The sequence below is a fragment of the Porphyromonadaceae bacterium W3.11 genome, assembly GCA_030434245.1.
Classification (GTDB): domain Bacteria; phylum Bacteroidota; class Bacteroidia; order Bacteroidales; family Porphyromonadaceae; genus Porphyromonas_A.
The window spans coordinates 1-20,787 of record JAUISX010000007.1 but is presented as its reverse complement, the minus strand read 5'-3'; the positions used below and the strand labels follow the sequence as shown (position 1 = coordinate 20,787).

20 protein-coding genes, 1 other RNA gene and 3 pseudogenes are annotated in these 20,787 nt (G+C 41.3%); 13 read left to right on the top strand and 11 right to left on the bottom strand.

Annotation, left to right across the window (positions count from 1 at the left end; translation table 11 throughout):
- Nucleotides 1–175 precede the first annotated feature (175 nt).
- The 11 genes and pseudogenes from cobJ (at nt 176) to QYZ87_10640 (ending at nt 10,196) form a co-directional block, all read left to right on the top strand.
- Nucleotides 176–1,291, top strand: a pseudogene (gene cobJ, locus QYZ87_10690) (precorrin-3B C(17)-methyltransferase).
- A pseudogene (locus QYZ87_10685) lies at nt 1,287–2,804 on the top strand (TraG family conjugative transposon ATPase). The pseudogenes cobJ and QYZ87_10685 overlap by 5 nt, the downstream one beginning before the upstream one ends.
- 19 nt (nt 2,805–2,823) lie before the next feature.
- Entirely contained in the window at nt 2,824–3,453 is a 630-nt protein-coding gene (locus tag QYZ87_10680; protein MDN4754972.1) for a DUF4141 domain-containing protein, read from the top strand.
- A gap of 15 nt (nt 3,454–3,468) precedes the next feature.
- Nucleotides 3,469–4,503, top strand: a complete 1,035-nt coding sequence (traJ, locus tag QYZ87_10675) for a conjugative transposon protein TraJ (protein MDN4754971.1) — start codon at nt 3,469–3,471, stop codon at nt 4,501–4,503.
- A 51-nt stretch (nt 4,504–4,554) separates the two neighbouring features.
- Entirely contained in the window at nt 4,555–5,178 is a 624-nt protein-coding gene (traK, locus tag QYZ87_10670) for a conjugative transposon protein TraK (protein ID MDN4754970.1), read from the top strand.
- The gene (locus tag QYZ87_10665; GenBank protein MDN4754969.1) at nt 5,175–5,453 is read left to right on the top strand and encodes a hypothetical protein; all 279 of its coding nucleotides are present in this window, start codon (nt 5,175–5,177) and stop codon (nt 5,451–5,453) included. Before traK ends, QYZ87_10665 begins: the two co-directional genes overlap by 4 nt.
- A 2-nt stretch (nt 5,454–5,455) precedes the next feature.
- Nucleotides 5,456–6,760, top strand: coding sequence for a conjugative transposon protein TraM (traM, locus tag QYZ87_10660; GenBank protein ID MDN4754968.1), 1,305 nt, complete (start codon nt 5,456–5,458; stop codon nt 6,758–6,760).
- A gap of 21 nt (nt 6,761–6,781) precedes the next feature.
- A complete protein-coding gene (gene traN / locus QYZ87_10655) occupies nt 6,782–7,729 on the top strand; it encodes a conjugative transposon protein TraN (protein MDN4754967.1) in 948 nt (315 codons plus the stop codon).
- Complete coding sequence (locus tag QYZ87_10650; GenBank protein MDN4754966.1) at nt 7,729–8,310, top strand: conjugal transfer protein TraO; 582 nt, start codon at nt 7,729–7,731, stop codon at nt 8,308–8,310. Before traN ends, QYZ87_10650 begins: the two co-directional genes overlap by 1 nt.
- Nucleotides 8,311–8,321: 11 nt before the next feature.
- Nucleotides 8,322–8,753 carry a DUF3872 domain-containing protein gene (locus tag QYZ87_10645; GenBank protein MDN4754965.1) on the top strand — a complete coding sequence of 144 codons (432 nt, stop codon included), beginning with the start codon at nt 8,322–8,324 and terminating at the stop codon, nt 8,751–8,753.
- 192 nt (nt 8,754–8,945) lie between these two features.
- Nucleotides 8,946–10,196: an Ig-like domain-containing protein gene (locus QYZ87_10640; GenBank protein ID MDN4754964.1), complete on the top strand. Its 1,251-nt coding sequence runs from the start codon at nt 8,946–8,948 to the stop codon at nt 10,194–10,196.
- A gap of 72 nt (nt 10,197–10,268) precedes the next feature.
- Here QYZ87_10640 and QYZ87_10635 read toward each other — a convergent pair.
- Nucleotides 10,269–10,683, bottom strand: a pseudogene (locus tag QYZ87_10635) (hypothetical protein).
- A gap of 226 nt (nt 10,684–10,909) precedes the next feature.
- On the opposite strand from QYZ87_10635, the gene QYZ87_10630 reads away from it, so the two are divergent.
- Nucleotides 10,910–11,263, top strand: a complete 354-nt coding sequence (locus QYZ87_10630) for a hypothetical protein (GenBank protein MDN4754963.1) — start codon at nt 10,910–10,912, stop codon at nt 11,261–11,263.
- 129 nt (nt 11,264–11,392) lie between these two features.
- On the top strand, nt 11,393–12,358 hold the full coding sequence (locus QYZ87_10625) for a hypothetical protein (GenBank protein ID MDN4754962.1): 966 nt from the start codon (nt 11,393–11,395) through the stop codon (nt 12,356–12,358).
- A gap of 10 nt (nt 12,359–12,368) precedes the next feature.
- Here QYZ87_10625 and QYZ87_10620 read toward each other — a convergent pair whose 3' ends face one another.
- The 10 genes from QYZ87_10620 to QYZ87_10575 all read right to left on the bottom strand — a co-directional run.
- On the bottom strand, nt 12,369–12,713 hold the full coding sequence (locus tag QYZ87_10620) for a hypothetical protein (protein ID MDN4754961.1): 345 nt from the start codon (nt 12,711–12,713) through the stop codon (nt 12,369–12,371).
- A gap of 122 nt (nt 12,714–12,835) precedes the next feature.
- Nucleotides 12,836–13,288 carry a DUF1896 family protein gene (locus QYZ87_10615; GenBank protein MDN4754960.1) on the bottom strand — a complete coding sequence of 151 codons (453 nt, stop codon included), beginning with the start codon at nt 13,286–13,288 and terminating at the stop codon, nt 12,836–12,838.
- Between the two features lie 3 nt (nt 13,289–13,291).
- Nucleotides 13,292–13,813 carry an ORF6N domain-containing protein gene (locus QYZ87_10610; protein ID MDN4754959.1) on the bottom strand — a complete coding sequence of 174 codons (522 nt, stop codon included), beginning with the start codon at nt 13,811–13,813 and terminating at the stop codon, nt 13,292–13,294.
- A complete protein-coding gene (locus QYZ87_10605; GenBank protein MDN4754958.1) occupies nt 13,810–15,057 on the bottom strand; it encodes a site-specific integrase in 1,248 nt (415 codons plus the stop codon). The genes QYZ87_10610 and QYZ87_10605 overlap by 4 nt, the downstream gene beginning before the upstream one ends.
- A gap of 349 nt (nt 15,058–15,406) precedes the next feature.
- Nucleotides 15,407–15,813, bottom strand: a transfer-messenger RNA (tmRNA) gene (gene ssrA, locus QYZ87_10600).
- Between the two features lie 351 nt (nt 15,814–16,164).
- On the bottom strand, nt 16,165–16,752 hold the full coding sequence (locus QYZ87_10595) for a DUF4840 domain-containing protein (GenBank protein MDN4754957.1): 588 nt from the start codon (nt 16,750–16,752) through the stop codon (nt 16,165–16,167).
- 74 nt (nt 16,753–16,826) lie between these two features.
- Entirely contained in the window at nt 16,827–17,741 is a 915-nt protein-coding gene (locus QYZ87_10590) for a glutaminase (protein ID MDN4754956.1), read from the bottom strand.
- Nucleotides 17,742–17,878: 137 nt separating this feature from the next.
- Nucleotides 17,879–19,414 carry a fimbria major subunit gene (locus QYZ87_10585; protein ID MDN4754955.1) on the bottom strand — a complete coding sequence of 512 codons (1,536 nt, stop codon included), beginning with the start codon at nt 19,412–19,414 and terminating at the stop codon, nt 17,879–17,881.
- A gap of 353 nt (nt 19,415–19,767) precedes the next feature.
- Entirely contained in the window at nt 19,768–20,544 is a 777-nt protein-coding gene (locus QYZ87_10580; protein MDN4754954.1) for a C4-type zinc ribbon domain-containing protein, read from the bottom strand.
- Between the two features lie 7 nt (nt 20,545–20,551).
- Nucleotides 20,552–20,787: Nif3-like dinuclear metal center hexameric protein (locus tag QYZ87_10575; GenBank protein MDN4754953.1), on the bottom strand; the 236-nt coding region annotated here is incomplete at its 5' end.

Sequence of the window (20,787 nt, the reverse complement as noted above, 5' to 3'; positions counted from 1 at the left end):
CTGATACTATGACGCACAGAACTCCATAAAGATTAATCCAAAAGTAATAAAAACTTCAATTAAATGCAATATTCAGGTTTTTGATGAGATTTCTCATTGAAATTTGATAACTTTGCCATTAAGGGGGATAGTACCTTAGGGATTATTTGTAAAAACCATTTCATTACACAACAATATGTCTATAGGAAAAATCATCGTTGCCGGGATTGGTCCGGGATCCAAAGAAGATATTACACCTGCGGTTAAAGAAGCTGTAGCCACTTCAGATGTAATCGTAGGATACAAATATTACTTCCAGTTTATTTCAGACGCCATCCGAATGGATGCAGAGTGTATCGATACGGGGATGAAGAAAGAGCGTCAGAGAGCTGAGGAGGCATTTATTCACGCCGAGAAGGGCAAGACGGTATGTGTCATCAGCTCTGGTGATGCAGGTATCTATGGAATGGCACCGCTCATATACGAGATGCTAGAGGAGCGAGGAAGCGACATTGATGTAGAAGTACTTCCGGGCATCAGTGCGTTCCAAAAAGCAGCTTCACTCCTTGGAGCACCTATTGGGCACGACTTCTGCATCATCTCCCTCTCCGATCTCTTAACCCCTTGGGACAAGATTGAAAGGAGAATAATCGCTGCAGCTCAGGCAGATTTCGTTACGGCGATTTATAATCCCAAGAGCCATGGCCGATTTTGGCAACTTTATCGATTACAGGAGCTTTTCCTTATGGAGCGTTCGGCAAAGACCCCTGTAGGCATCGTACGCCAGGCAGGCCGAGAGGAACAAGAGATCACACTTACTACACTTAGCGAATTTGATCCTGAAGTGGCTGATATGTTCACCATAGTGCTGATAGGCAATTCCCAAAGTAAATTCGTGGATGGAAAATTCATTACGCCTCGCGGATATTATGGTACGGTGGGGAAGGAATCTGAAAAAGTGGGGCAGGACATCATGATCCGTAGCTTTAAGACTATTGAGAGGGAGCTTCAAAACAAAGAGATCCCATTGGGCAAAAAATGGGCTCTCCTGCATGCCATCCACACTACTGCCGACTTCGAAATGGAGCAAGTAGTAAAGGTAGATTCGGGGGCGGTAGAAAAATTACACGAAGCCTTTGTATCTAAGAATGTAAGGCATATCATCACTGACGTAACTATGGTGGTATCAGGCATCCGAAAGGGAGCATTAAGCCGAATGGGTATTGAGGCGAAGTGCTACCTGCACGACCCAAGAGTGGCAGAATTGGCAGAAAAAGAGCAGATCACTCGCACCCAAGCTGGGATTCGCTTGGAGTGATGACCCCGAGGAGCTGCGTCATATCAAGAATGACGTAGGCTCCGCTCTCGCTCTTATGGAGTGCAAGCCACGACACAATACCATAGATACCGCCACCCTCTACTGGGCAGGTATGCCTGGTAATAGTGCAGACTTCCCAAGCGAGGAAAGTTTCTATACCTTCATAGAGCCTGCTCTCTGCTTCTTCACTGCAGAGACCAATTACAAAGACTCTCTATCTCCCTTTGGGATAAAGATGGCCGACCGCTTGTCGGGTAAGCCCATCCACTTAGATATCTCAGATCTCCCGATGAAGAAAGGGATTACCACCAACCGCAATAAGTTCATCCTCGGACCATCTGGAAGCGGGAAATCATTTTTTACCAATCATATGGTACGACAGTACTACGAGCAAGGGGCGCATGTGCTCTTGGTGGATACGGGTAACTCTTATCAAGGGCTATGTACATTGATACACCAGAAGACCAAAGGCAAGGATGGGATTTATTTCACCTATACCGATGAGCATCCTATCTCTTTTAATCCCTTCTACACCGATGACAACGTCTTCGATGTAGAGAAGCGTGAGAGTATTAGCACCTTATTGCTGACCCTATGGAAGAGTTCTGATGAGCGGATTACTAAAACAGAGGCTGGCGAGTTAGGTTCAGCTGTCAATGCTTACATTGAATATATCAAGGTGTCTCCTAATCATACCCCATGCTTCAATGGCTTCTACGAGTTCCTACGAGACAGCTATCGAGAGGAGTTGAATCAGAGAGACATCAAGGTGACCCGTGAGGACTTTAATGTGGACAACCTTTTGACCACGCTCAAGCAATACTACAAGGGCGGTCGGTACGACTTCCTGCTCAATTCGGATAAGAACATTGATTTGCTCTCCAAGCGATTTATCGTCTTTGAAATTGACGCAGTGAAGGATAATAAAGACCTCTTCCCTGTGGTAACCATCATCATCATGGAGGCATTCATCAATAAGATGAGACGACTGAAGGGCATCCGCAAGATGATTCTCATAGAGGAGGCTTGGAAAGCAATTGCCAGTGCTAGCATGGCAGACTACATCAAGTACCTCTACAAGACAGTACGAAAGTTCTATGGAGAAGCCATTGTGGTAACACAGGAGGTGGATGACATCATTCAATCTCCCATCGTCAAAGAGAGTATAATCAACAACTCAGACTGCAAGATACTCCTCGACCAGCGTAAGTACATGACCAAGTTTGATGGTATTCAAGAGATGCTTGGGCTTTCGGAGAAAGAGAAAGGACAGATTCTCTCCATCAACATGAACAACGACCCCAACCGACTATATAAAGAGGTTTGGATTGGTCTTGGTGGTGTACAATCAGCAGTCTATGCGACAGAGGTCTCCATGGAGGAGTACCTCACTTATACAACTGAGGAGTTGGAAAAGGTTGAGGTAATGAAACGAGCAGAGCAATTGGGTGGTGACATTGAAGTAGCTATCCGTCAGCTGGCACAAGAGAAAAGAGAGAAGAACTAACAAAATAATGATTTAAGCAATGAAACAGAAGTTATTGATACTAATGTGTGCAGTCGCATTCCTTGGGATTAGAGCAGAAGCGCAATGGGTTGTTACAGATCCAACCAATTTTGCTGGCAATATCGCCAATACGATTAAGGAGATAACGACTGCAAGTAAGACGGTCAAGAACACCTTGGATAACTTTAAGGAAGTGGAGAAACTCTATAATGAGAGTAAGCAGTATTACGATGCCCTCAAGAAGGTGAATAATCTTATAGGCGATGCTTACAAAGTGAAGGAGACCATCCTCATGGTAGGAGATATCTCCGAGATTTATGTCACCTCCTTCAAAAAGATGCTCAATGACCCCAACTTTAGACCGACCGAATTGGCAGCTATGGCTTCGGGTTATACCAAGCTATTGGAGCTAAGTGGCGAGAGCCTGCGAGAGCTAAAGAATGTGGCTAAGAGCAATGTCTTCTCGATGAATGACCACGAGCGGATGCAGATGATAGACCAGATCTACAATACCGTGCGTGAGTATCGCTCCATCGTCTCCTACTATACCCGCAAGAATATCTCGGTCAGTTATATCCGTGCGAAACAAAAGGGGCAACTGAATCAGATGCTCTCGCTCTATGGAACGGGTGATGCTCGTTATTGGTAATGATGATTATTTGATATGGACTTCACAAGTTTACACGAGCTTCTCCGTGCTACCTATAACGAGATGATGCCGCTCTGTAGCCATATGACGGGTATTGCCAAGGGCATTTCGGGATTGGGGGCTCTCTTTTATATAGCTATCAGGGTGTGGGCTTCATTGGCGAGGGCAGAGCCCATAGACCTCTTCCCTTTGCTTCGCCCCTTTGCCTTAGGCTTCTGCATAATGTTCTTCCCATCCTTGGTGTTGGGAACAATGAATACTATACTTTCGCCAGTGGTTAAGGGGACAGAGCAATTGGTAGCTGTTCAGGAGGGGGAAGTGACGACCCTAAGGGCGAAGAGAGATAAGCTGAAGGAGGAGGCTTTACTTAGAGACCCAGAGACCGCATACTTGGTTTCCAATGAACTCTTTGATGCAAAGATTGAAGAAATGGGTATTATCGGACCGTCAGATGCAGTGACCATTGCTGGGATGTATGCGGAGCGTGCTGCGTATCGATCAAAGCAGTGGATTATGAAGGCCATCCAAGATATATTGGAGTTCCTTTTCCATGCTGTCAGCCTTATCATTGATACCCTTCGCACTTTTATACTGATTGTTCTATCGATTTTGGGACCTATTGTCTTTGGTATTTCGGTTTGGGATGGTTTGGGTGGCTCACTCTCTGCTTGGTTTAGCCGCTATATATCGGTGTATCTATGGTTGCCCGTGAGCAGTATTCTTACAGCCCTCTTGACCAAGATACAAGTCTTGATGCTCCAAAAGGATATTGCTCAGTTGGCTGACCCAACCTTTATCCCAGAAGTGGGGAGCTGGTACTATATGGCATTTTTTCTCATCGGTATCATCGGCTATACGGCTGTGCCTACGGTAGCAGGATGGATCATTGAGGCAGGTGGCGGTATCGGTGCTTATGGCCGTAATGTCAACCAAGCAGGAAAGGTTGGGGCTCAAAAGGCTTATACTGGTGGTAAGCAGGCGGCAGGGGCTGGTGGTGCTGCGATAGGTAATATGTCTGGAAGAATCAAAGCCAAACTCACAAAGAGGTAAGCCTCCAACCCCTGAGGGGGCTTGAAATAAATAACAACAAGCTAAACAGATATGGAATTTAAGTCATTAACTAATATAGAGAGTTCGTTCAAACAGATACGGCTCTATGCGATACTCTTTGTGGTCTTTTGTCTTGGAGTGTGTGGGTATGTCGTTTATAGCTCGTACTCCTTTGCGCGTGAACAGCGTGAGAAGGTGTATGTACTGGACAATGGGAAGTCGCTCATCTTGGCACTGAGTCAGGATGCTGCTACCAATAGACCAGTAGAGGCAAGGGAGCATGTGAGACGCTTTCACGAACTCTTCTTTACGGTTGCTCCGGACAAGGAGTCCATCGAGGAGAATATGTCACGAGCCTTTATGCTGTGCGATAAATCAGCATTTAACTACTACAAAGACCTTGCCGAGAAAGGTTATTACAATCGGATTATCTCGGGAAACATCAATCAACGTGTGGTTTTGGATTCTATCCAGTGCAACTTTGAGGTTTATCCCTATGAGGTAGTAACCTTTGGTCGACAGTACATCGTACGGCAGAGCAACATCACTGAGCGTAGCTTGGTGACGAGCTGTACGCTCCAAAACTCGGTGCGTTCGGATAATAACCCACAGGGTTTCCTGATGGAACAGTTCGTGGTGCGTGAGAATAGAGACATTCAGACGATAAAACGATGAATAGTGTGGTCAATAGAGGGTGGAAAAGAGTTTTGGTATCTGTCCATAAAGGATGTGAACAACTTTCCCAAAAGCAAAGAAGGATGATTCTGTGGAGTGTATGCGGCATCTACTTGCTTCTATCACTTTATATGCTGATTAAGCCTTTTATAGTCAAGAATAGTTGGCAGCCGATCGTTGTGGCAAGGGATACGATAATTGAGACGCCAGTGGAGGAAATACTATTGGACTCACTATTGATAATAGGATCGATGGAGTATTTAGCAGATAAATAACTATGGATAAGAATAAAGGACTTTCAACGAAGCAAAAAGAGCAAGTCAAAAAGTGGCTTATTTTCTCGGGGTTGGGGCTCTTCTTTGCTTTCTCAATGTGGTTTATTTTTAAGCCGTCAGAGAGAGAGCTGGCTATGGAGCAGTCAGGGCTGAATGATATGGTTCCGCAAGCTTCAGTAGATCAACTTGAAGAGAATAAGCTAAAAGCCTATGAACTGTCAAGTTATGAGGAGAGTGTAGTAGAGCAACGCAAGGAGATTGGTCGGCTCTCAGATTACTTTGATCAGGAGGATACATCTCCATACCCTCTAAAAGGTCAAAGGGAAGACTCAGCTTCCACTTCAGAGGCTTGGGGTGGTGATATAGCGGGGTCGGTTCAGCAGTATGAAAGAAATAACCAGTTGCTGGCTTCCTTTAATGAGGCGGAGAACTACTACGAAGAAGAAATTGATTATCTCCGAGGAGAAATAGAGAGTCTTCGTGAGGAGCTGAACAATCGAGAGCAGGACATCGCAAGCGAGGAGGAGCGACAGTTGGCTCTGATGGAAAAGAGCTACCAAATGGCTGCGAAGTATATGCCGTCAGTTGGGACTGCTGATAAGACTCTTGCCTATGGGCGTCCTCTGGTTGATGGGCAGTCGGTGAATAGTGAACCTTTGACAACAAATGCACCTGCAACTGATCTTCCTCAGATGGAGGTATTGGCAGAGCGAAAGCCAGTGATCTCTATGCTGGAACAGCCGATGACGGACTCTGCATTTATCGCTGACTATGGGGCAAGTGAGCGAAATCTGGGATTTTTCTCTGTCGGGACCGTGGCTAAGGAGGTAGTACCCAGAAACACCCTAAAGGTGGTGGTCGATAAGACTACTACCTTACAGGAGGGGAGCTTCGTGGTGCTTAGACTCTCGGAGGATGCACACTTCCAAGGTATTCGGCTTTCTCGCAATGCTCCGCTAGTGGCTCAAGCGAAAATAGAGGGGAATAGGATGAGGCTTCATGTGCGGTCGGTGGAGACGGGTGGACGTATCTTCTCAGTCTCACTCTCAGCTTTTGACCTTGATGGTCAGGAGGGTATCGCCATTCCTGGCATTGATGAGGTGCAAGCACTCAAGGAGACCGCTGCAACGGCTGGTGGCTCCATGGGTACTTCCTTCACATTTGCTTCCTCTGCCAAAGACCAGATCATATCAGAGCTGGCAAGAGGGGCAATGCAGGGGGCGAGTCAGCTACTACAAAAGAAGCTTCGTGAGATTAAGGTGCGATTAAAGGGTGGGCATCAGCTCTACTTAGTTCAATCGAAATAATAACTAATCAAAAATATGAATATGAAGAAAGTAATGTTAATGGGGGTATTGGCTCTTGGTATGAGCTTGGGTGCTATGGCACAAGATAATGGACAGAGCTATATGCTCTCTACGGGTGACCTTTACCAAGGGATGAGCCGTGCTATCCCTGCAGGACGTGTGGTGGTGCCGTATGGATTGGAAGTGAGCTTTGAGAAGACGGTGCACTTGATATTTCCTGCACCTATCCGTTATGTGGACTTGGGCAGTAATGCCTTGGTAGCTGGGAAAGCAGATGAGGGGGGAGGTGCTGAGAATGTATTGAGGGTGAAAGCAGCTGTGAGGGATTTTGAAAGAGAAAGTAATCTCTCGGTAATCTGCGATGATGGATCTTTCTATAGTTTTAATGTGAAGTATGCAGATGAACCTGAGATGCTCAGTATTGAGATGAAGGACTTTCTATCTCCTACGGAGGGAAGACTGCCGAGCAATCGTGCGGACATCTACTTCAAAGAGCTGGGAAGTGAGTCGCCCATATTGGTTAAGCTGATTATGAAGAGCATCTACCAAAATGATAAGCGAACCATCAAGCATGTTGGAGCGAAGCAATTCGGGATGCGCTTCTTACTTCGTGGCTTATATGCCCACAATGGGTTGCTTTACTTCCACGTCCGTATGGATAATGAGTCTAATATGCCGTATGAGGTGGACTTTATCACGTTCAAGGTGGTGGACAAGAAGGTGGCGAAGCATACAGCTATACAAGAGCGAATGCTACAACCACTACGTGCCTTTCATCAGGTGATGTGGATTGGGGCGGGACGCTCTGAGAGAATAGTCTTTGCCTTGGAGCAGTTCACACTATCGGAGGATAAGCAGCTTGAAGTGACGCTCTACGAGCGAAACGGCAGTCGCACACTCACTTTCTATGTGGAGCCTGAAGACCTTTTGCTCACTAAGAAGATTGATAACCTTAAACTGAAGTGGTGATGAAGAGATGGTTATCCATGATGGTCTGCGTGATGGTGGCTATGGTTGCTACTATGCCATCGTACGCACAGCGACTAATCCCTAGGCAAAATAGCGTTGAGCTGGTCGGCTCTATTCCGATTATCAAGGGGGAGAGACTATTCGCAAAGGAGAGTTTTGGGGCAGGTCTTGAGTTCGCACACTACTTCAAGCGGGCGAACTACGCTTTTCTCTTGGCGGAATATGAGCAGCAAGGGTTGACTTATCGCTCTTACAATGTTCCACTGCGTGATGCCTTGTTGCACCTCGGGTATATGCACCCGATTCTATCGGATAGGGGCAAGAATATCTTCGGCTACTTGGGGCTTTCTGCACTCTGCGGTTATGAGGAACTGAACGAGGACAAGAAGTTACTGCCCGATGGCGCAACGCTGCTCGACCGCTCACGCTTCGTCTATGGCGGTGCCTTGCATACCTCGGTGGAACTATTCCTTACGGATAATATCCTCTTCGTCCTCAAAGCCCAAGGGCGGTTGCTCTTTGGCTCAGATGTGCATCATTTCCGTCCTGCACTCTCGGCAGGCTTCAAGTTTAACCTCTAAAACTAATAACGATGAAAAAGAAGATTTTAAGTTCAATATGGGTAATGGGTGTACTTGCCCTTGGCGTGTTTTGTCTATCTGCTTGCAATCGGGATTTGGATGTGCGACAGTCTTATCCGTTCACTGTCGAAGCGATGCCCGTGCAAAAGAGTATAGCAAAGGGAGAAACCGCTGAAATCCGTTGCACGCTCAAACGCGAGGGCAACTTTGCCGGCACTCGCTACACCATCCGCTACTTCCAGTCCGATGGCAAAGGAACGCTGAAAATGGACAACGGCACGGTCTTCCAACCCAACGACCGCTATCCGCTCACGAAAGAGGAGTTCAGGCTCTACTACACCTCACTCTCCACCGACCGCCAGACGATTGACATCTACGTCGAGAACAACCACGGACAAATGGAACAGTTTTCATTTGATTTCAATAGTAAGAGAGAGGATTAGGTTCATGTAGTTGCTTTTATTATATATTGCAAGGCGATTGGCTATGATAGCCAGTCGCCTTGATTGAGTTAAATGAGGCACTATTGAAAAAGAACGAAAAGTATCTGATGTGAATATAGTTATTTATTGGTAAGTTTGTCCTATAGAATATATTCTTTGCCTTTAAAAGTTTAACTAATTGATGCACGAATTATGAAGAAGTATTTTAGTTTGATAATTGCATTTTTCATATTTGTTTTTAGCTCCATCTCCTGCTCTAATAAATCAGGTGAGATTCAAGAGTTAAGGGCAACCAAATTAACCTTTAAGGAGACTAATATTTCCTTGAAAGTTGGAGACAAAATAAAATTAGAGGTGGTAGAGTACCCTGAAAAAGGCACCTATGATTTAATAGAATGGCAATCTTCCAATTATTCAGTTGTAAGAATCGATGAGAAAGGCTACATAGAGGCTATTTCAAGAGGTGAATCGACTGTCACGCTCGTAACAAACCTAGGGACTATTGAGTGTAATGTCCGAGTAGAATACATTCCCCTTGCAAGTTTTTCATTGGTAAATGACAATGTTATCATTAAAGAAGACGAAACTTTCCAGCTAGAAGTAGTCATAGAACCGAAAGAAATCCTGCAATATTCTCCTACTGTGACCTTTAGATCTAATAAGCCTGAGGTAGTAGAGGTTGATGAAAATGGACTTTTAAAGGCCAATCAAGAAGGCACAGCAGTTGTTACCGCAACCTTTCAAGACCATGTGTACGACCCTAATTTAAGAAGTATTGTCTTACAAGAAGCTTCTGATGAGTGTCCTGTCGTTGTTAAGAGAAAACCTAAGGTGAAATTCAAGGAGTCTTCAACTGAGCTTGAAATCGGGACTTCAACAATGCTAGAAATAGTTTATGATGGGGAGCTAAACGGTATCGGGTTTGACTTTTTCTCTTCAAATGAGGCGGTAGTTTCTGTAGATAAAACTGGGATAGTTACGGCTCATAAAGAAGGAAGTGCTGAGGTTATAGTAAGGGCTAAGGATAATAGTACTGAAGACAAAATACTAGTTTCAGGCAAGGCTTTCTATTCTTTCTTTAATGTCGTATCAGTTATCGACTCATGGATTGTAACTGGTGAGTGGATGACAAAACAAGCTAGAACTATTGTTTCATATAGAGCCAAAAAGAAGATTTATATTTCACATATTGAATTGCTTTCCGATGAAAGTTATTCTGGATCTGCATTATTAATTCAATATTACCCTATTACCCTATTAATGCCTGACAAGGGAAATAGTTTTGAATTTTATCTAAAATATGAACAGCTACATGAGCCATTTCTACGTATGCATATTTATGACAAAGATACACGCTATATTTTAAGAAAGTCAGAACATGGTAGTAAGTTTTATTTAGAGAAACAGGAACCCAGTGATATTATGTCTCACCTATTTGACTAGGCACTATCCTTAATAGGAGATAAGCAACATAAGTAAACACCACCAGAAGCTATTTAATCATATCCAAGTATCCTTCTTGAGGACATCAAAGAAGTCGAAGCGATAGCCCATCAATGGTACGGCTGTGCGGAAGTAGCTGTTGCTATTCACTGCTTCACAGAGCCAATCCTTTTCCTCTCGGCTTATTCGCTCGCCACGATTCAGTTTTACACGCAAGAGATAGACCTTGCTCGCTTGTAGGCTCTCCAATGGATTCACGTCCCACTGCACGAACTTACTCGCCAATGGTTGCTCGCTTACTATTAGGTCGTTACTTATGCGGTAATGAGAGGAGGAGCTATATCCTTTTTCTTTCATCGTCAGTTGCTTATTTTCTTTCATCTTATCCATAGTGACATTTTTTTGCGTTCAACGGTCGGAGTATGCTGATCCCTTATTGTGGCAGAGAAAAGGTAGAGGGCTAAGGCTGATACAAGGTTTTGTGCAGAAATACTACCCCAAATGGGGCTGGAGATTTCTGCAACAAACCAGAAAGGCACCGACCTTGAAGAAGCCGATGCCCAATACTACCTTTGCCACTGAAAAAGGGGACAGCTAATGCTCCCACCTACGCAACTCTATGTGGAACGAAATGGGGAGTTAAGAGAAAGTGTTCATCTACAGAAGACAGAGAAATAGGTATATTTGCTTTAAACCAATAAGAATGGACGTGTATGGAGCAAGAATATCAAGAAGGAAGCCTATTTAACAAGGCAGGTATGGCATTATCAATGCCAAATGTAGAGGACTCGGAGATTCCTTTGGGGACATTGACTATGCTAATGAAGACTGCTGGCTTAGATAGTTCAGGAGAACCACCTTATCGAGCAAATTGTGATGAGATTGCAGAAGCTATCGATTCAGATTGCTGTGTCGTAATTCGAGCCTACATAGAAGATGGAAGTGATGGTTTTTGGGTTTACACATATAGTCCCGAAGATGTAGGTGCTTATGGTTATGGCAAAACAATAAGGGAAGCAAAGAATAGCATTTTAGAAGGGATAGAGACAGCAAAAGAGAGCTACTAAGAAATGGAAGATCAGAGTATGATGCCACTCTCTATAAAGGGAGACTATCGGATTGAGTTTGATATTCAACCTGCACTTAGAGATTTCTCAGAGGACTGGGAGGTAAAAACAATTTAAGACGTTAAAATTATGGGAGTTGACTTAAATTTAATCTTACCCAATGATTGCAAAGACTTAAGGGACAATAAACATGCTCTAAATGTTTTCAACAATACTATTGATAAAATTACTTCATTTTTCGGAGGTAGAAGACAATTTGTAACTGATATATTAATATTCAATTCTGATTCTAAAGAGTGGGAAGAGTTTGGTTGCAATTATGAAGAAGATATGCCTGACTATAGTTTTTCTATTCCTTTGCTTTCTGTGACTTTTTACATGAAGCAAGGTTACTGGGAAGTGTGGACAAATGCAAGGTATTACCATTATTTCTGGCCGTTTGCTATAGATCAAAATGGGAATCCTATATTATGGGCACGTTACGATTGTTTTAATGCTGCAAGAGTCTTAGGCTTTTCTGAAGGATGGGTTTGTGATGATTACCATTCTTGGAATTGCAAATTAGGTGATGAGTATGCAGATTTTGAAGCTTGGCTAAATTATGGCGAAGATGAAGAAGATGCTATAGTTCACGAGTTTACTACAAGTTTGTTTGGAGGAAAAACAGAGCGATATTTAGACTATGCTAGTAAGTTTCATGACTCATTTAGAGAATGCTTTCAATTAGTTGAATTGTTTAAGAGAAGATTTCCTCAGTATAAAGTGCTTACTATTGGAAGGCCAAACTACAGGTTCGCTCTAGTATCGGAAGAAGACAACTTATTTGTAGTTAATATAGAGACAGGCGACAGTCTTACTGACTTCCCTATAGACAATTGTAAAGCAGATTATAATGGTGCTGGATTTGCCATTTTCAATGGAGAATCAAGTGCCTTTTTTAGTCCCACAGGTATTAGGCTAACTGATTTTCGTGTCGGAGATTTTGAATGGAGATGGAGTGTGAAGCATGATTCACCGTTTGATCAAATAATAACTGATATGGCAACTGGCAAACAGTTCTTCAATGATGGCTCTATTGCGACTTCAAATGACTAGTTTTTTGAAACTATAGGACAACAAGAAGGACTGCACAGATGACAACAAGCCAGAAGACAAGGTTAAAGATGGTGGAAGCGATGCAGAGGATGAAGCGGATTATCCAGCGGAGGACGAGAAAACCTGTGATGATGGCAACGACATTGAGGGCTTCTGTTGTAAGTGTCTCAGCAAGAAGTCGGTAGCCTACGTAGAGGATGCAGAAGACGAAGGCAATGCAAAAGAATTGTCGAAGTCGCCAACGTATGAGTTGTGACTTGCTTAATTCTGACTCTGGCGGAGCTTTGGGAGCTTGCTTATCAAAAGGGAGAAAAGCTGGTTCGTGCGGGTCTTTATTCATAACTATCTTATTCATAACTGGAGCCTCTATTGGTTTCAAGAGCGGACAAGAGTAAGCTCATTGGCGTGTGTCACGGCTTGAATATCTTAGCTCTTGAAGCGATAGAAGCTCCATGGTTTAATGTTTAGTTCCGCACGCTATGCATCTACCGTTGGGAGCTTACTCTCCTCTATCAGCAGAGCAATAGTGCCAGTCAGTTCAGTGTACAGCAACTCATACGCAGGTGTGCCGTCAAACTCATCGTTAAGATCGTACTTCTGCAATACCTCCTTGACTGCCTGGCTGCCGAGTAGAATAGGTGCAAGCTTTTCAGGCAGTGGTTCAGGTAGTTCAGCCTCGAACTCATTCTCCAAGACTGTCCGAATTGTATCATTTGCTGAGAAATGAAGTCCTCGAAACATAGTCTCTGAAGCTAGTTCTTCCGCTTGCAAGTGGTCGTGTCCTTGCTCAATTGCTTCAAGATAGACCGTGAGTGCCTCTTCTGCTCGAGCATTCGTGAAAGCCTTATCCTGTAACTTCCCAGGATGATAATCATTCAAATACTCCTCCAGCTTCAAGAGAAAGTACGATAGTGGTCTCTTCTGTCTCATAATTCATTCTTCTTTATCAGTAGTTACATATCCTATTGCCTTACGAGGCTTAGACTTCTGTTCAAAGAGCTGAGTCAGCACCTTGTAAAGCTCGCTAAACTGAGAGTTTGTGGATAGCTCCAGCTCATCAATTCTTCGTTTTAGTTCTTCATAACCTATCGCCATTTGTCTTAATGCCACAAATGCTCTAATGATGGCTATATTCATATCAATCGCTCTTTGACTACGCAATACAGATGATAGCATTGCTACGCCATGCTCCGTGAAAACCATCGGCAAAACAGAGCTGTGTTTTAGGGCTTCTGGGAACCGGTCACAATTTGTGACCAGTTGAGAAAACTCATATTCTGAGAGTACAAACATAAAGTCCTCTGGAAATCTCTCAATATTGCGTTTAACCGCTTGCTTTAACACCTTGGTTTGTACTTCGTAAAGCTCTGCTAGGTGATAATCAAGCATTACCCTCTGTCCTCTCACATCAAAGATTTTACTTTGAATTACATCAATCTCTACATTCGTATTCATCTTGTTGCAGCCTCTAAAGGTGGTACATTGTTCAATGAAAAGTCGCCAATCTTATCCGCAAGTTCCATCATATCCTTCTCAATCTTCTTATTAGTAATGCGTGCATAAATCTGTGTTGTCTTAATGTTTGTGTGTCCTAGGATTTTGGAAACGGACTCTACAGGGACTCCTTTGCTCAGGCAAAGAGTAGCAAAAGTATGACGGGCAATATGAAAGGTTAGGTTCTTCTTTATGCCACAAATGTCAGCAATCTCTTTGAGATATGAATTCATCTTTTGATTGCTGAGAATAGGGAAGAGTTTACCTTTTCTCTTAGTTTGTCCCACGTACTTTTGGATGATGCTTTTAGGTATATCCAAAAGAAGCACATTAGATGTGGTCGAAGTCTTCTGCCGTTTGGTCATAATCCAATCATTGCCATCAAGAGATACAATATGTTCGGGAGTAAGGTTAGAAACATCAATGTAAGCAAGACCTGTAAAACAAGAAAAAAGGAATATATCCCTTACAAGCTCCAGCCTTGGAAGACTTGACAGATCTTTGTCTGAAATTTTTATTACTTCTTCCTCAGTAAGAAAGCCCCGATCAACAGGTTTGTAATGAAAGCGAATGTCCATAAATGGATCGTGTTGAATAATCCCACGCTTCTGAGCATATATCACCATTGTCTTTATGCCCTTTAGTTTTTTCTGAGCAGTATTATGAGAGATGTTTTTCTCTGTGACTAAGAATAATTCAAAGTCTTTCAGTACGACAGAATTAAACTCAAGTAATCCTAAGTCTTTTCTCTTATACTTGGTCTCTAGAAACTCTACAAAGTCGCGTCTAATGATAGTGTACTTTTGGAAACTTCCTTTTCTCAAGCTTACACCGACCTTCTCCTTAATACTCTCAATGTATTTGTCAAAGACAGGGAGAATAGTAGAGAACTCTTTTTCTTCTCCTAGGAACAACGTTTTGAATGACTCTGCAGTGAGATAGTCTTCAAACTCATGTTTTCTAAATAGTTCATACAATGAGGCTGTAAGGGCATCAAGGGAAGCATTTAATGCTATAGCATCTGCCGTTCTACCTTTAGCTCTGCTTGTGGAATTACTCCAAAGGGCTTTCTTTACAGATAGCTGGCTAGAGCCAAGATTAACCATTTCACCATCTAAGATGATACGGACCATGATTGGATTTTTTCCTTCTTTGTTCTCATAATTTGAGCGTAGGTAGTAGGACACCTTGAATTGCTTCTTCATACTCTAAAATCTTTTTAGTGGCATCATTTTATATTGCTACACTTTTTTCAAATGTTTGTACACAAAATACTGCCACAAAGTTCACAATAAAGTTTCTGAATATGAGCATATTACGGTATTCAATATGGTGGTCATTTGGTAGTCATTGCTACAATTTTTCAGCCAATTAAAAGTTGTAGCAATTTCTGTAGCAGAAAAGTGGTCTATTGCTAACTACCAAATATCTGTTTTGGTATTCAGCGGTAGTCACTGAAACAAGAAAAATCGCTGTAAAGCAGGGCTCTACAACGATTTTTCCTCTGTTTTGAATATTCATCTGACTACTCAGATGAAACTCAAAAATGCCACAAAGTGGAGATGGAGGGATTTGAACCCTCGTCCAAACACGGAACTAATCCGCTTTCTACACGTTTATCTTTGCTTTAATTGTCGGCATATGGGTGGGGCCAAAGCTACCGTCCCAAACGCTTATCCTCTGTGACTGTCGTTAGCAACAAGAGGTCAGTTACTAACCCTTCCCGATATATCTACACCACCAGTTCAGACCACCTCGGGATCCCGGTATCTGGGTGATGTCTTGCCGCGAGCCATATGGCTCAAGCGAAAGAGCATTAATCTACTTTATTCGATTAAGCTGCAAGAGCGTAATTATTTTCGCCAGTTAAATTGGTCGAAGCCTAAGATTTAAGTGCCAGTACAACAATGCACTACGTGCTTACAGACCACCTCTACGTGCTGTCAAAACCTGTCATCCCCGCTAGGATTCTAGTTTACAAATGTACTATTTTATTTTGTAATGTTCAAATATATCGTCTCATAGCTCACTGGACTGACATTTTTTGCTATTGAAGCAATTGTTTCGTTGTCATTTAGTCGCGATTATCAGCATTGGTTCTTTGTGTGAGGCTTAAGCTTATATTAATGTGGAAGTATAAAAACTTATAAATCTTATCATGATTAGATCTTCTCCTTGGAGAATCCTCAATAATGTCAAATGAAGACTTTCTTAAAAAAGTTCGAGACTTAGTCTTCTCATAGTTTTAACCTCATCTGTTGAAACTAATAATTTCCGATTTAAAACTTCTTCATTGATAGTCGAGGTTATCCTTAGTTGTGAATACTTCCTTCAAAATGATAAACCAATTGCTTGAAGTCCTTATATCTTTCTCCATTAATCCAAAGTTCTTTTGGAGAGATATTAAACATCATGTTTTTATTTGGCATTGCTGTCTCAGCATCTCCTCCAAAGTTCTGACAAAAAATAATTTTAATAGTTGGAGGAGCTCCATAGCCTCCCAGAATTGTCACATCCTGAGGAAGTAATTTGAAATGGATAAGTCCATTATCTCTTTGTGTGAATTTATATTCAGCCTTTACCTCTATGCTATTTATATTACGTAAGGTCATAGCTATACTTTCGTCAATTATGCTTTCAGCCATTGGAAGGAGAGACATCTTAAAGGTCAGCACATCACTAGATACTCCTATGCCATCTTTTATTTTTGAAATACTTTTACCCTGATAATAGGCAACATCTACCGAACCATGATAGTTGCCTTCTATTTGCTTAAGCATTTCTTTAGTTTGAGCCTGAGAAAATGTTGGCTTATCCTTATTACAACTTGTAAAACTGAACAGACAAAGGAAAAGTAACAACGCTAGACCAATGTAACTTTTTAGTTTAAATATCTTCATTATAGTAGTTTTTGTTAAGTTTATTTGGTTTTATCGACATTATAAATAATTACTTCACTCAATTGTTACTGATGTCAAAAAATAGAGAGTTCTGTCCGCGTAGTAAATTCCTCTAAAAATTGAATACCTCTGTACGAGTTTCCTTTCTTATTAAGCGGTGGACTCCATACAGTAATGCAGTACTTATGAGGATGAACAGCCACGATGCCCCCTCCTACACCACTTTTTCCAGGTAAACCCACTTTGAATGTGAATTGTCCCGACTCATCATAAAAGCCACAGGATTGCATAAGTGCATTTGCTCGTTTAGTACGACTAGGAGATAATATTCGCTTGCCACAGTAAGGTACAACACCGTTATTAGCAAGGAATAGGAAACTCTTTGATAGTTCGGCACAACTCATCTCTATGGAGCATATATGAAAGTATAGATCCATTACTTTATCTATATCATTATGAATGTTTCCAAAAGACTTCATGAAATATACTAGTGCCATATTGGTAAAACCTGTTGATCTCTCAGATTCAGCGACACGATGGTTAAAGTTAATGTCATCACTACCAGCTAATTCTCTAATGAAGTGGAGAACTTCTTCTTTAGGAGAAGTAAGTTCACTTACTAAAATATCACAGATTACGATAGCTCCGGCATTAATAAATGGGTTTCTGGGAATCCCTTTGTCGCTTTCGAGCTGAACAAGGGAGTTAAATGCAGTTCCACTTGGCTCAATACCCACACGATCCCATATATCACTTTTGAGATGAGAGTATGCCATCACATATGAAAATACCTTAGATATACTTTGGATCGAAAATCGTTCATCAGCATCTCCGTAGGCAAACTTTTCTCCATCTACAGTTGTAAGCTGTACTCCAAATTTATCGGGATTAACTTTTGATAGTTCTGGTATATAGCTCGCGACTTCCCCTTTATTCTCTAAACTAGATAGTTCGGTATATATTTCTTTGAATATATCATTATAGTTCATTGTCATAGATCTGTACAGGAATAAATTAATGGCTTTTTAGACAAATAGTATTTGTTTTATTTCTTCAGACAAATATAATCTATTATGGTGATATAACAACTTGTTTATGGGTGAAAATAGTCTTCCCTCTGATAGTGTTAATATAAGGTGTCGATAATATTGTCAATCACATTGGCATCTACAATTTGTATGTCTCCAGTGGTCGCATTCATAATATCTTTGTAATTTAAATCCTTCGATAAGGATTCCATCGAAGCGGCTCCTACACCCTGAAAAAATTTGATCACGATATTATAGTGTGTATTTCTTACAACAGCATATAATCCTGGGATAGCACTTTTTTCCTTTAATTGTTCTTCTGTAAAGTGTTGTATTGGAATTGAGAAAAAGCTAGTTCCATGCTTGTAATATCTGATTGACTTACTTTGATAGCCATTCTTTGGGTATTGATCACTACTACCTTTTAATTCACGGTACGCTGTAATTATATCAATATCCTCATCTGTTTTAGTCTCTGACTCATTGCTTTTTTTGTAAAGGGCATCAAACTCTGCTTCGGAAAATCCTTTATCCTTGAAATAGACCCAGGAAGGTAGTTTGCTTCTATCTCTAATGGAATTAATATCTGCATCACCTAAATTAATATCCTTGGGGTATATCATAGCCATGACTATTAATCGCGTAACCACCGTTCCCCAATAGTCCTTAGCATCCATTGTATTTTCAGGGATAATCAAATAACTATTTTCCCTATCATCTTTCGATGAATAATAAAACGTGAACTTTTCACTCCCGTCTTGATTATAAAAGGGATGGTACAAAAAATCAGGCTCTAATAAATCCATTTCTTTAGACCCGAAGTTCGAATAGTTTGGATCAATAGGGAAATCAATGCCTAGTTCTGTCTTGACTTGCTGATCATATTTTGGCAACAGAATAAACTTCTTATTTAGAACGTCTGCAAAAACAAGAATGCTATTATTAGAGATAACGAATCTATTATCATGGATCACAGGAGACCAGTTAACTGATGCAAAAGCATTAATTGGAGCTAAGACACACTCATCGAGAGCATATGTATGGTCAGACAACGTGGATATGCTCGGTTCTTTCTCTGAAATAATGAGGGGGTTAGAATTTATATATATACTATTCTTAAGATATCCTTTGGTGTAAAACTCTTTCTCATCTCTTACTATTGCAGATTGCATCAGCTTGAATGGCTGACCTACAGATGTAGCACTCTTAATGGCTTCGGTAGCACCTGCTATAATGTAAATATGATATTGTCCCCTATTTATTTTAAATGGGATTTTAATCCTAAATTTTGAGTCTGTGTTATCACTTTGTATAAAGTCTTTTCCACTTAGAACTCCTTTATGAGCATTTATATCACAATCATAGGTATAAGCAACAGTTGAAGACTTTATGTCAGAATCAAGTTGGTAGAAAACAATCCTTAAACCCTCGAAATTAATTCTCGCTTTTCTCATTTCATCAACCGAGGAAGGGTATGCCCGTGTTACCACATCAGAAAAGGAAGCGGTTAATAAGATCTCCATTTGCTCCTTTTCGGCAATATTATTTTCTTCAACATCAAGAGAAACACGCTGTACACAACCACTAAGTACAAACACAGTGGTAATCGCTATTAACAACTTAAGATTTTTCATGATAAACTACAAGAATATAGTCCTATTGTAATATAGTAAATGTGTTTTGATAATATTAACAAGCAAATCTAATAAATATAAATAAACAACACAATTGTTTCTTGCTTTATTGCACTTGGACGAAAGTTTTTATCTGCGAGAGCCAAGCAGTACATTGATTGTATTTCCTTTAATGTGCTATGTGAAATCTATAAGAATTGTTCGTATGAGATAATGATTGCTGATCATTCGATTTCTAGTATGGTTTTCTTAAAACTTATATTGACATTAAAATGCTGTCCGATAAAAGTTATTTTCTTCTCCAAAATAACTTTTATCGGACAGCAATTATCTTTAAAATGGGAATAAAGAGATTACTTCTTTATATCCAGTTTGCTTTCAACCTCTTGGGCGAGTTCGTTATCTACAAGTACGCGACCACAATACTCACAGGCAATGACTTTCTTGCGAGCATTAACGTCAAGAACTCGCTGTGGTGGTATCTTATTAAAACAACCCATACATGCACCCCGATCAATGGAAGCAACAGCCAAACCATTGTGAGATGACTTTCTAGTTCGTTTGAAGGCTTTAAGTACTCGAGGCTCTATAACCTCCTCAAGCTCCTTAGCGGTCATTCTGAGCTTTTCTTCCTCTTGCCTTGTTTCAGAGATAATTTCGTCAAGTTCGGTACTCTTGATATTATACTCTTCTTTAAGTTCGTCAATCTCTGCAACGATAGCCTCTGTACTATCTTTTAGCTCCTGAATACGCTCTTGATCCTCTCTGATATTCTTCTCAAATAGTTGAATATCCAAAGATTGATTCTCAAGCTCCTTATTAAGGGCATCGTATTCCCTATCATTACGTACAGAGTTAAGCTGCTCCTGATACTTCTGAGTCATATTCTGAGCAATACGGATACGTTCGCGACTTTGCTCAATATACCCCTTAAGCTTCTTGATCTCGCCATCGATCTTCTGAAGACGGGTATTACGTCCTTCAATTTGATCTTCTAACTCTTGTACCTCTAGTGGTAATTCCCCACGCAATGTACGGATTCTATCAATTTCTGACGATACTACTTGTAGTTCATAGAGAGCCTTTAGACGATCCTCTATGGATAATTCATTTTCTATCTTCTTAGCCATTCTTACTTCAGATGTATTTTACTGGGTTCTTGCAATTGCTCGAACAACGGACGACAAAGTTACCTTTTTTTTGGCATAAAACATTATAAAGCAAAGTTTTTGTCAATTCTTCTGACTCAAAATGCCCAATAACCATTAATGTAAGCAAGTCTTGAGCATCATAATAATCATTATACTTTGCCTCTCCTGTGATGAAAATATCAGCACCTTGCTCTGCTGCAGATTTCATCAAAAATGCTCCAC

What these genes read in the sequence shown, in the direction of transcription:
- QYZ87_10680 (MDN4754972.1), top strand. Translation starts at nt 2,824, where the DNA reads ATGAAACAGAAGTTATTGATACTAATGTGTGCAGTCGCATTCCTTGGG.
- traJ (MDN4754971.1), top strand. Translation starts at nt 3,469, where the DNA reads ATGGACTTCACAAGTTTACACGAGCTTCTCCGTGCTACCTATAACGAG.
- traK (MDN4754970.1), top strand. Translation starts at nt 4,555, where the DNA reads ATGGAATTTAAGTCATTAACTAATATAGAGAGTTCGTTCAAACAGATA.
- QYZ87_10665 (MDN4754969.1), top strand. Translation starts at nt 5,175, where the DNA reads ATGAATAGTGTGGTCAATAGAGGGTGGAAAAGAGTTTTGGTATCTGTC.
- traM (MDN4754968.1), top strand. Translation starts at nt 5,456, where the DNA reads ATGGATAAGAATAAAGGACTTTCAACGAAGCAAAAAGAGCAAGTCAAA.
- traN (MDN4754967.1), top strand. Translation starts at nt 6,782, where the DNA reads ATGAAGAAAGTAATGTTAATGGGGGTATTGGCTCTTGGTATGAGCTTG.
- QYZ87_10650 (MDN4754966.1), top strand. Translation starts at nt 7,729, where the DNA reads ATGAAGAGATGGTTATCCATGATGGTCTGCGTGATGGTGGCTATGGTT.
- QYZ87_10645 (MDN4754965.1), top strand. Translation starts at nt 8,322, where the DNA reads ATGAAAAAGAAGATTTTAAGTTCAATATGGGTAATGGGTGTACTTGCC.
- QYZ87_10640 (MDN4754964.1), top strand. Translation starts at nt 8,946, where the DNA reads ATGAAGAAGTATTTTAGTTTGATAATTGCATTTTTCATATTTGTTTTT.
- QYZ87_10630 (MDN4754963.1), top strand. Translation starts at nt 10,910, where the DNA reads ATGGAGCAAGAATATCAAGAAGGAAGCCTATTTAACAAGGCAGGTATG.
- QYZ87_10625 (MDN4754962.1), top strand. Translation starts at nt 11,393, where the DNA reads ATGGGAGTTGACTTAAATTTAATCTTACCCAATGATTGCAAAGACTTA.
- QYZ87_10620 (MDN4754961.1), bottom strand. Translation starts at nt 12,713, where the DNA reads ATGAATAAGATAGTTATGAATAAAGACCCGCACGAACCAGCTTTTCTC.
- QYZ87_10615 (MDN4754960.1), bottom strand. Translation starts at nt 13,288, where the DNA reads ATGAGACAGAAGAGACCACTATCGTACTTTCTCTTGAAGCTGGAGGAG.
- QYZ87_10610 (MDN4754959.1), bottom strand. Translation starts at nt 13,813, where the DNA reads ATGAATACGAATGTAGAGATTGATGTAATTCAAAGTAAAATCTTTGAT.
- QYZ87_10605 (MDN4754958.1), bottom strand. Translation starts at nt 15,057, where the DNA reads ATGAAGAAGCAATTCAAGGTGTCCTACTACCTACGCTCAAATTATGAG.
- QYZ87_10595 (MDN4754957.1), bottom strand. Translation starts at nt 16,752, where the DNA reads ATGAAGATATTTAAACTAAAAAGTTACATTGGTCTAGCGTTGTTACTT.
- QYZ87_10590 (MDN4754956.1), bottom strand. Translation starts at nt 17,741, where the DNA reads ATGAACTATAATGATATATTCAAAGAAATATATACCGAACTATCTAGT.
- QYZ87_10585 (MDN4754955.1), bottom strand. Translation starts at nt 19,414, where the DNA reads ATGAAAAATCTTAAGTTGTTAATAGCGATTACCACTGTGTTTGTACTT.
- QYZ87_10580 (MDN4754954.1), bottom strand. Translation starts at nt 20,544, where the DNA reads ATGGCTAAGAAGATAGAAAATGAATTATCCATAGAGGATCGTCTAAAG.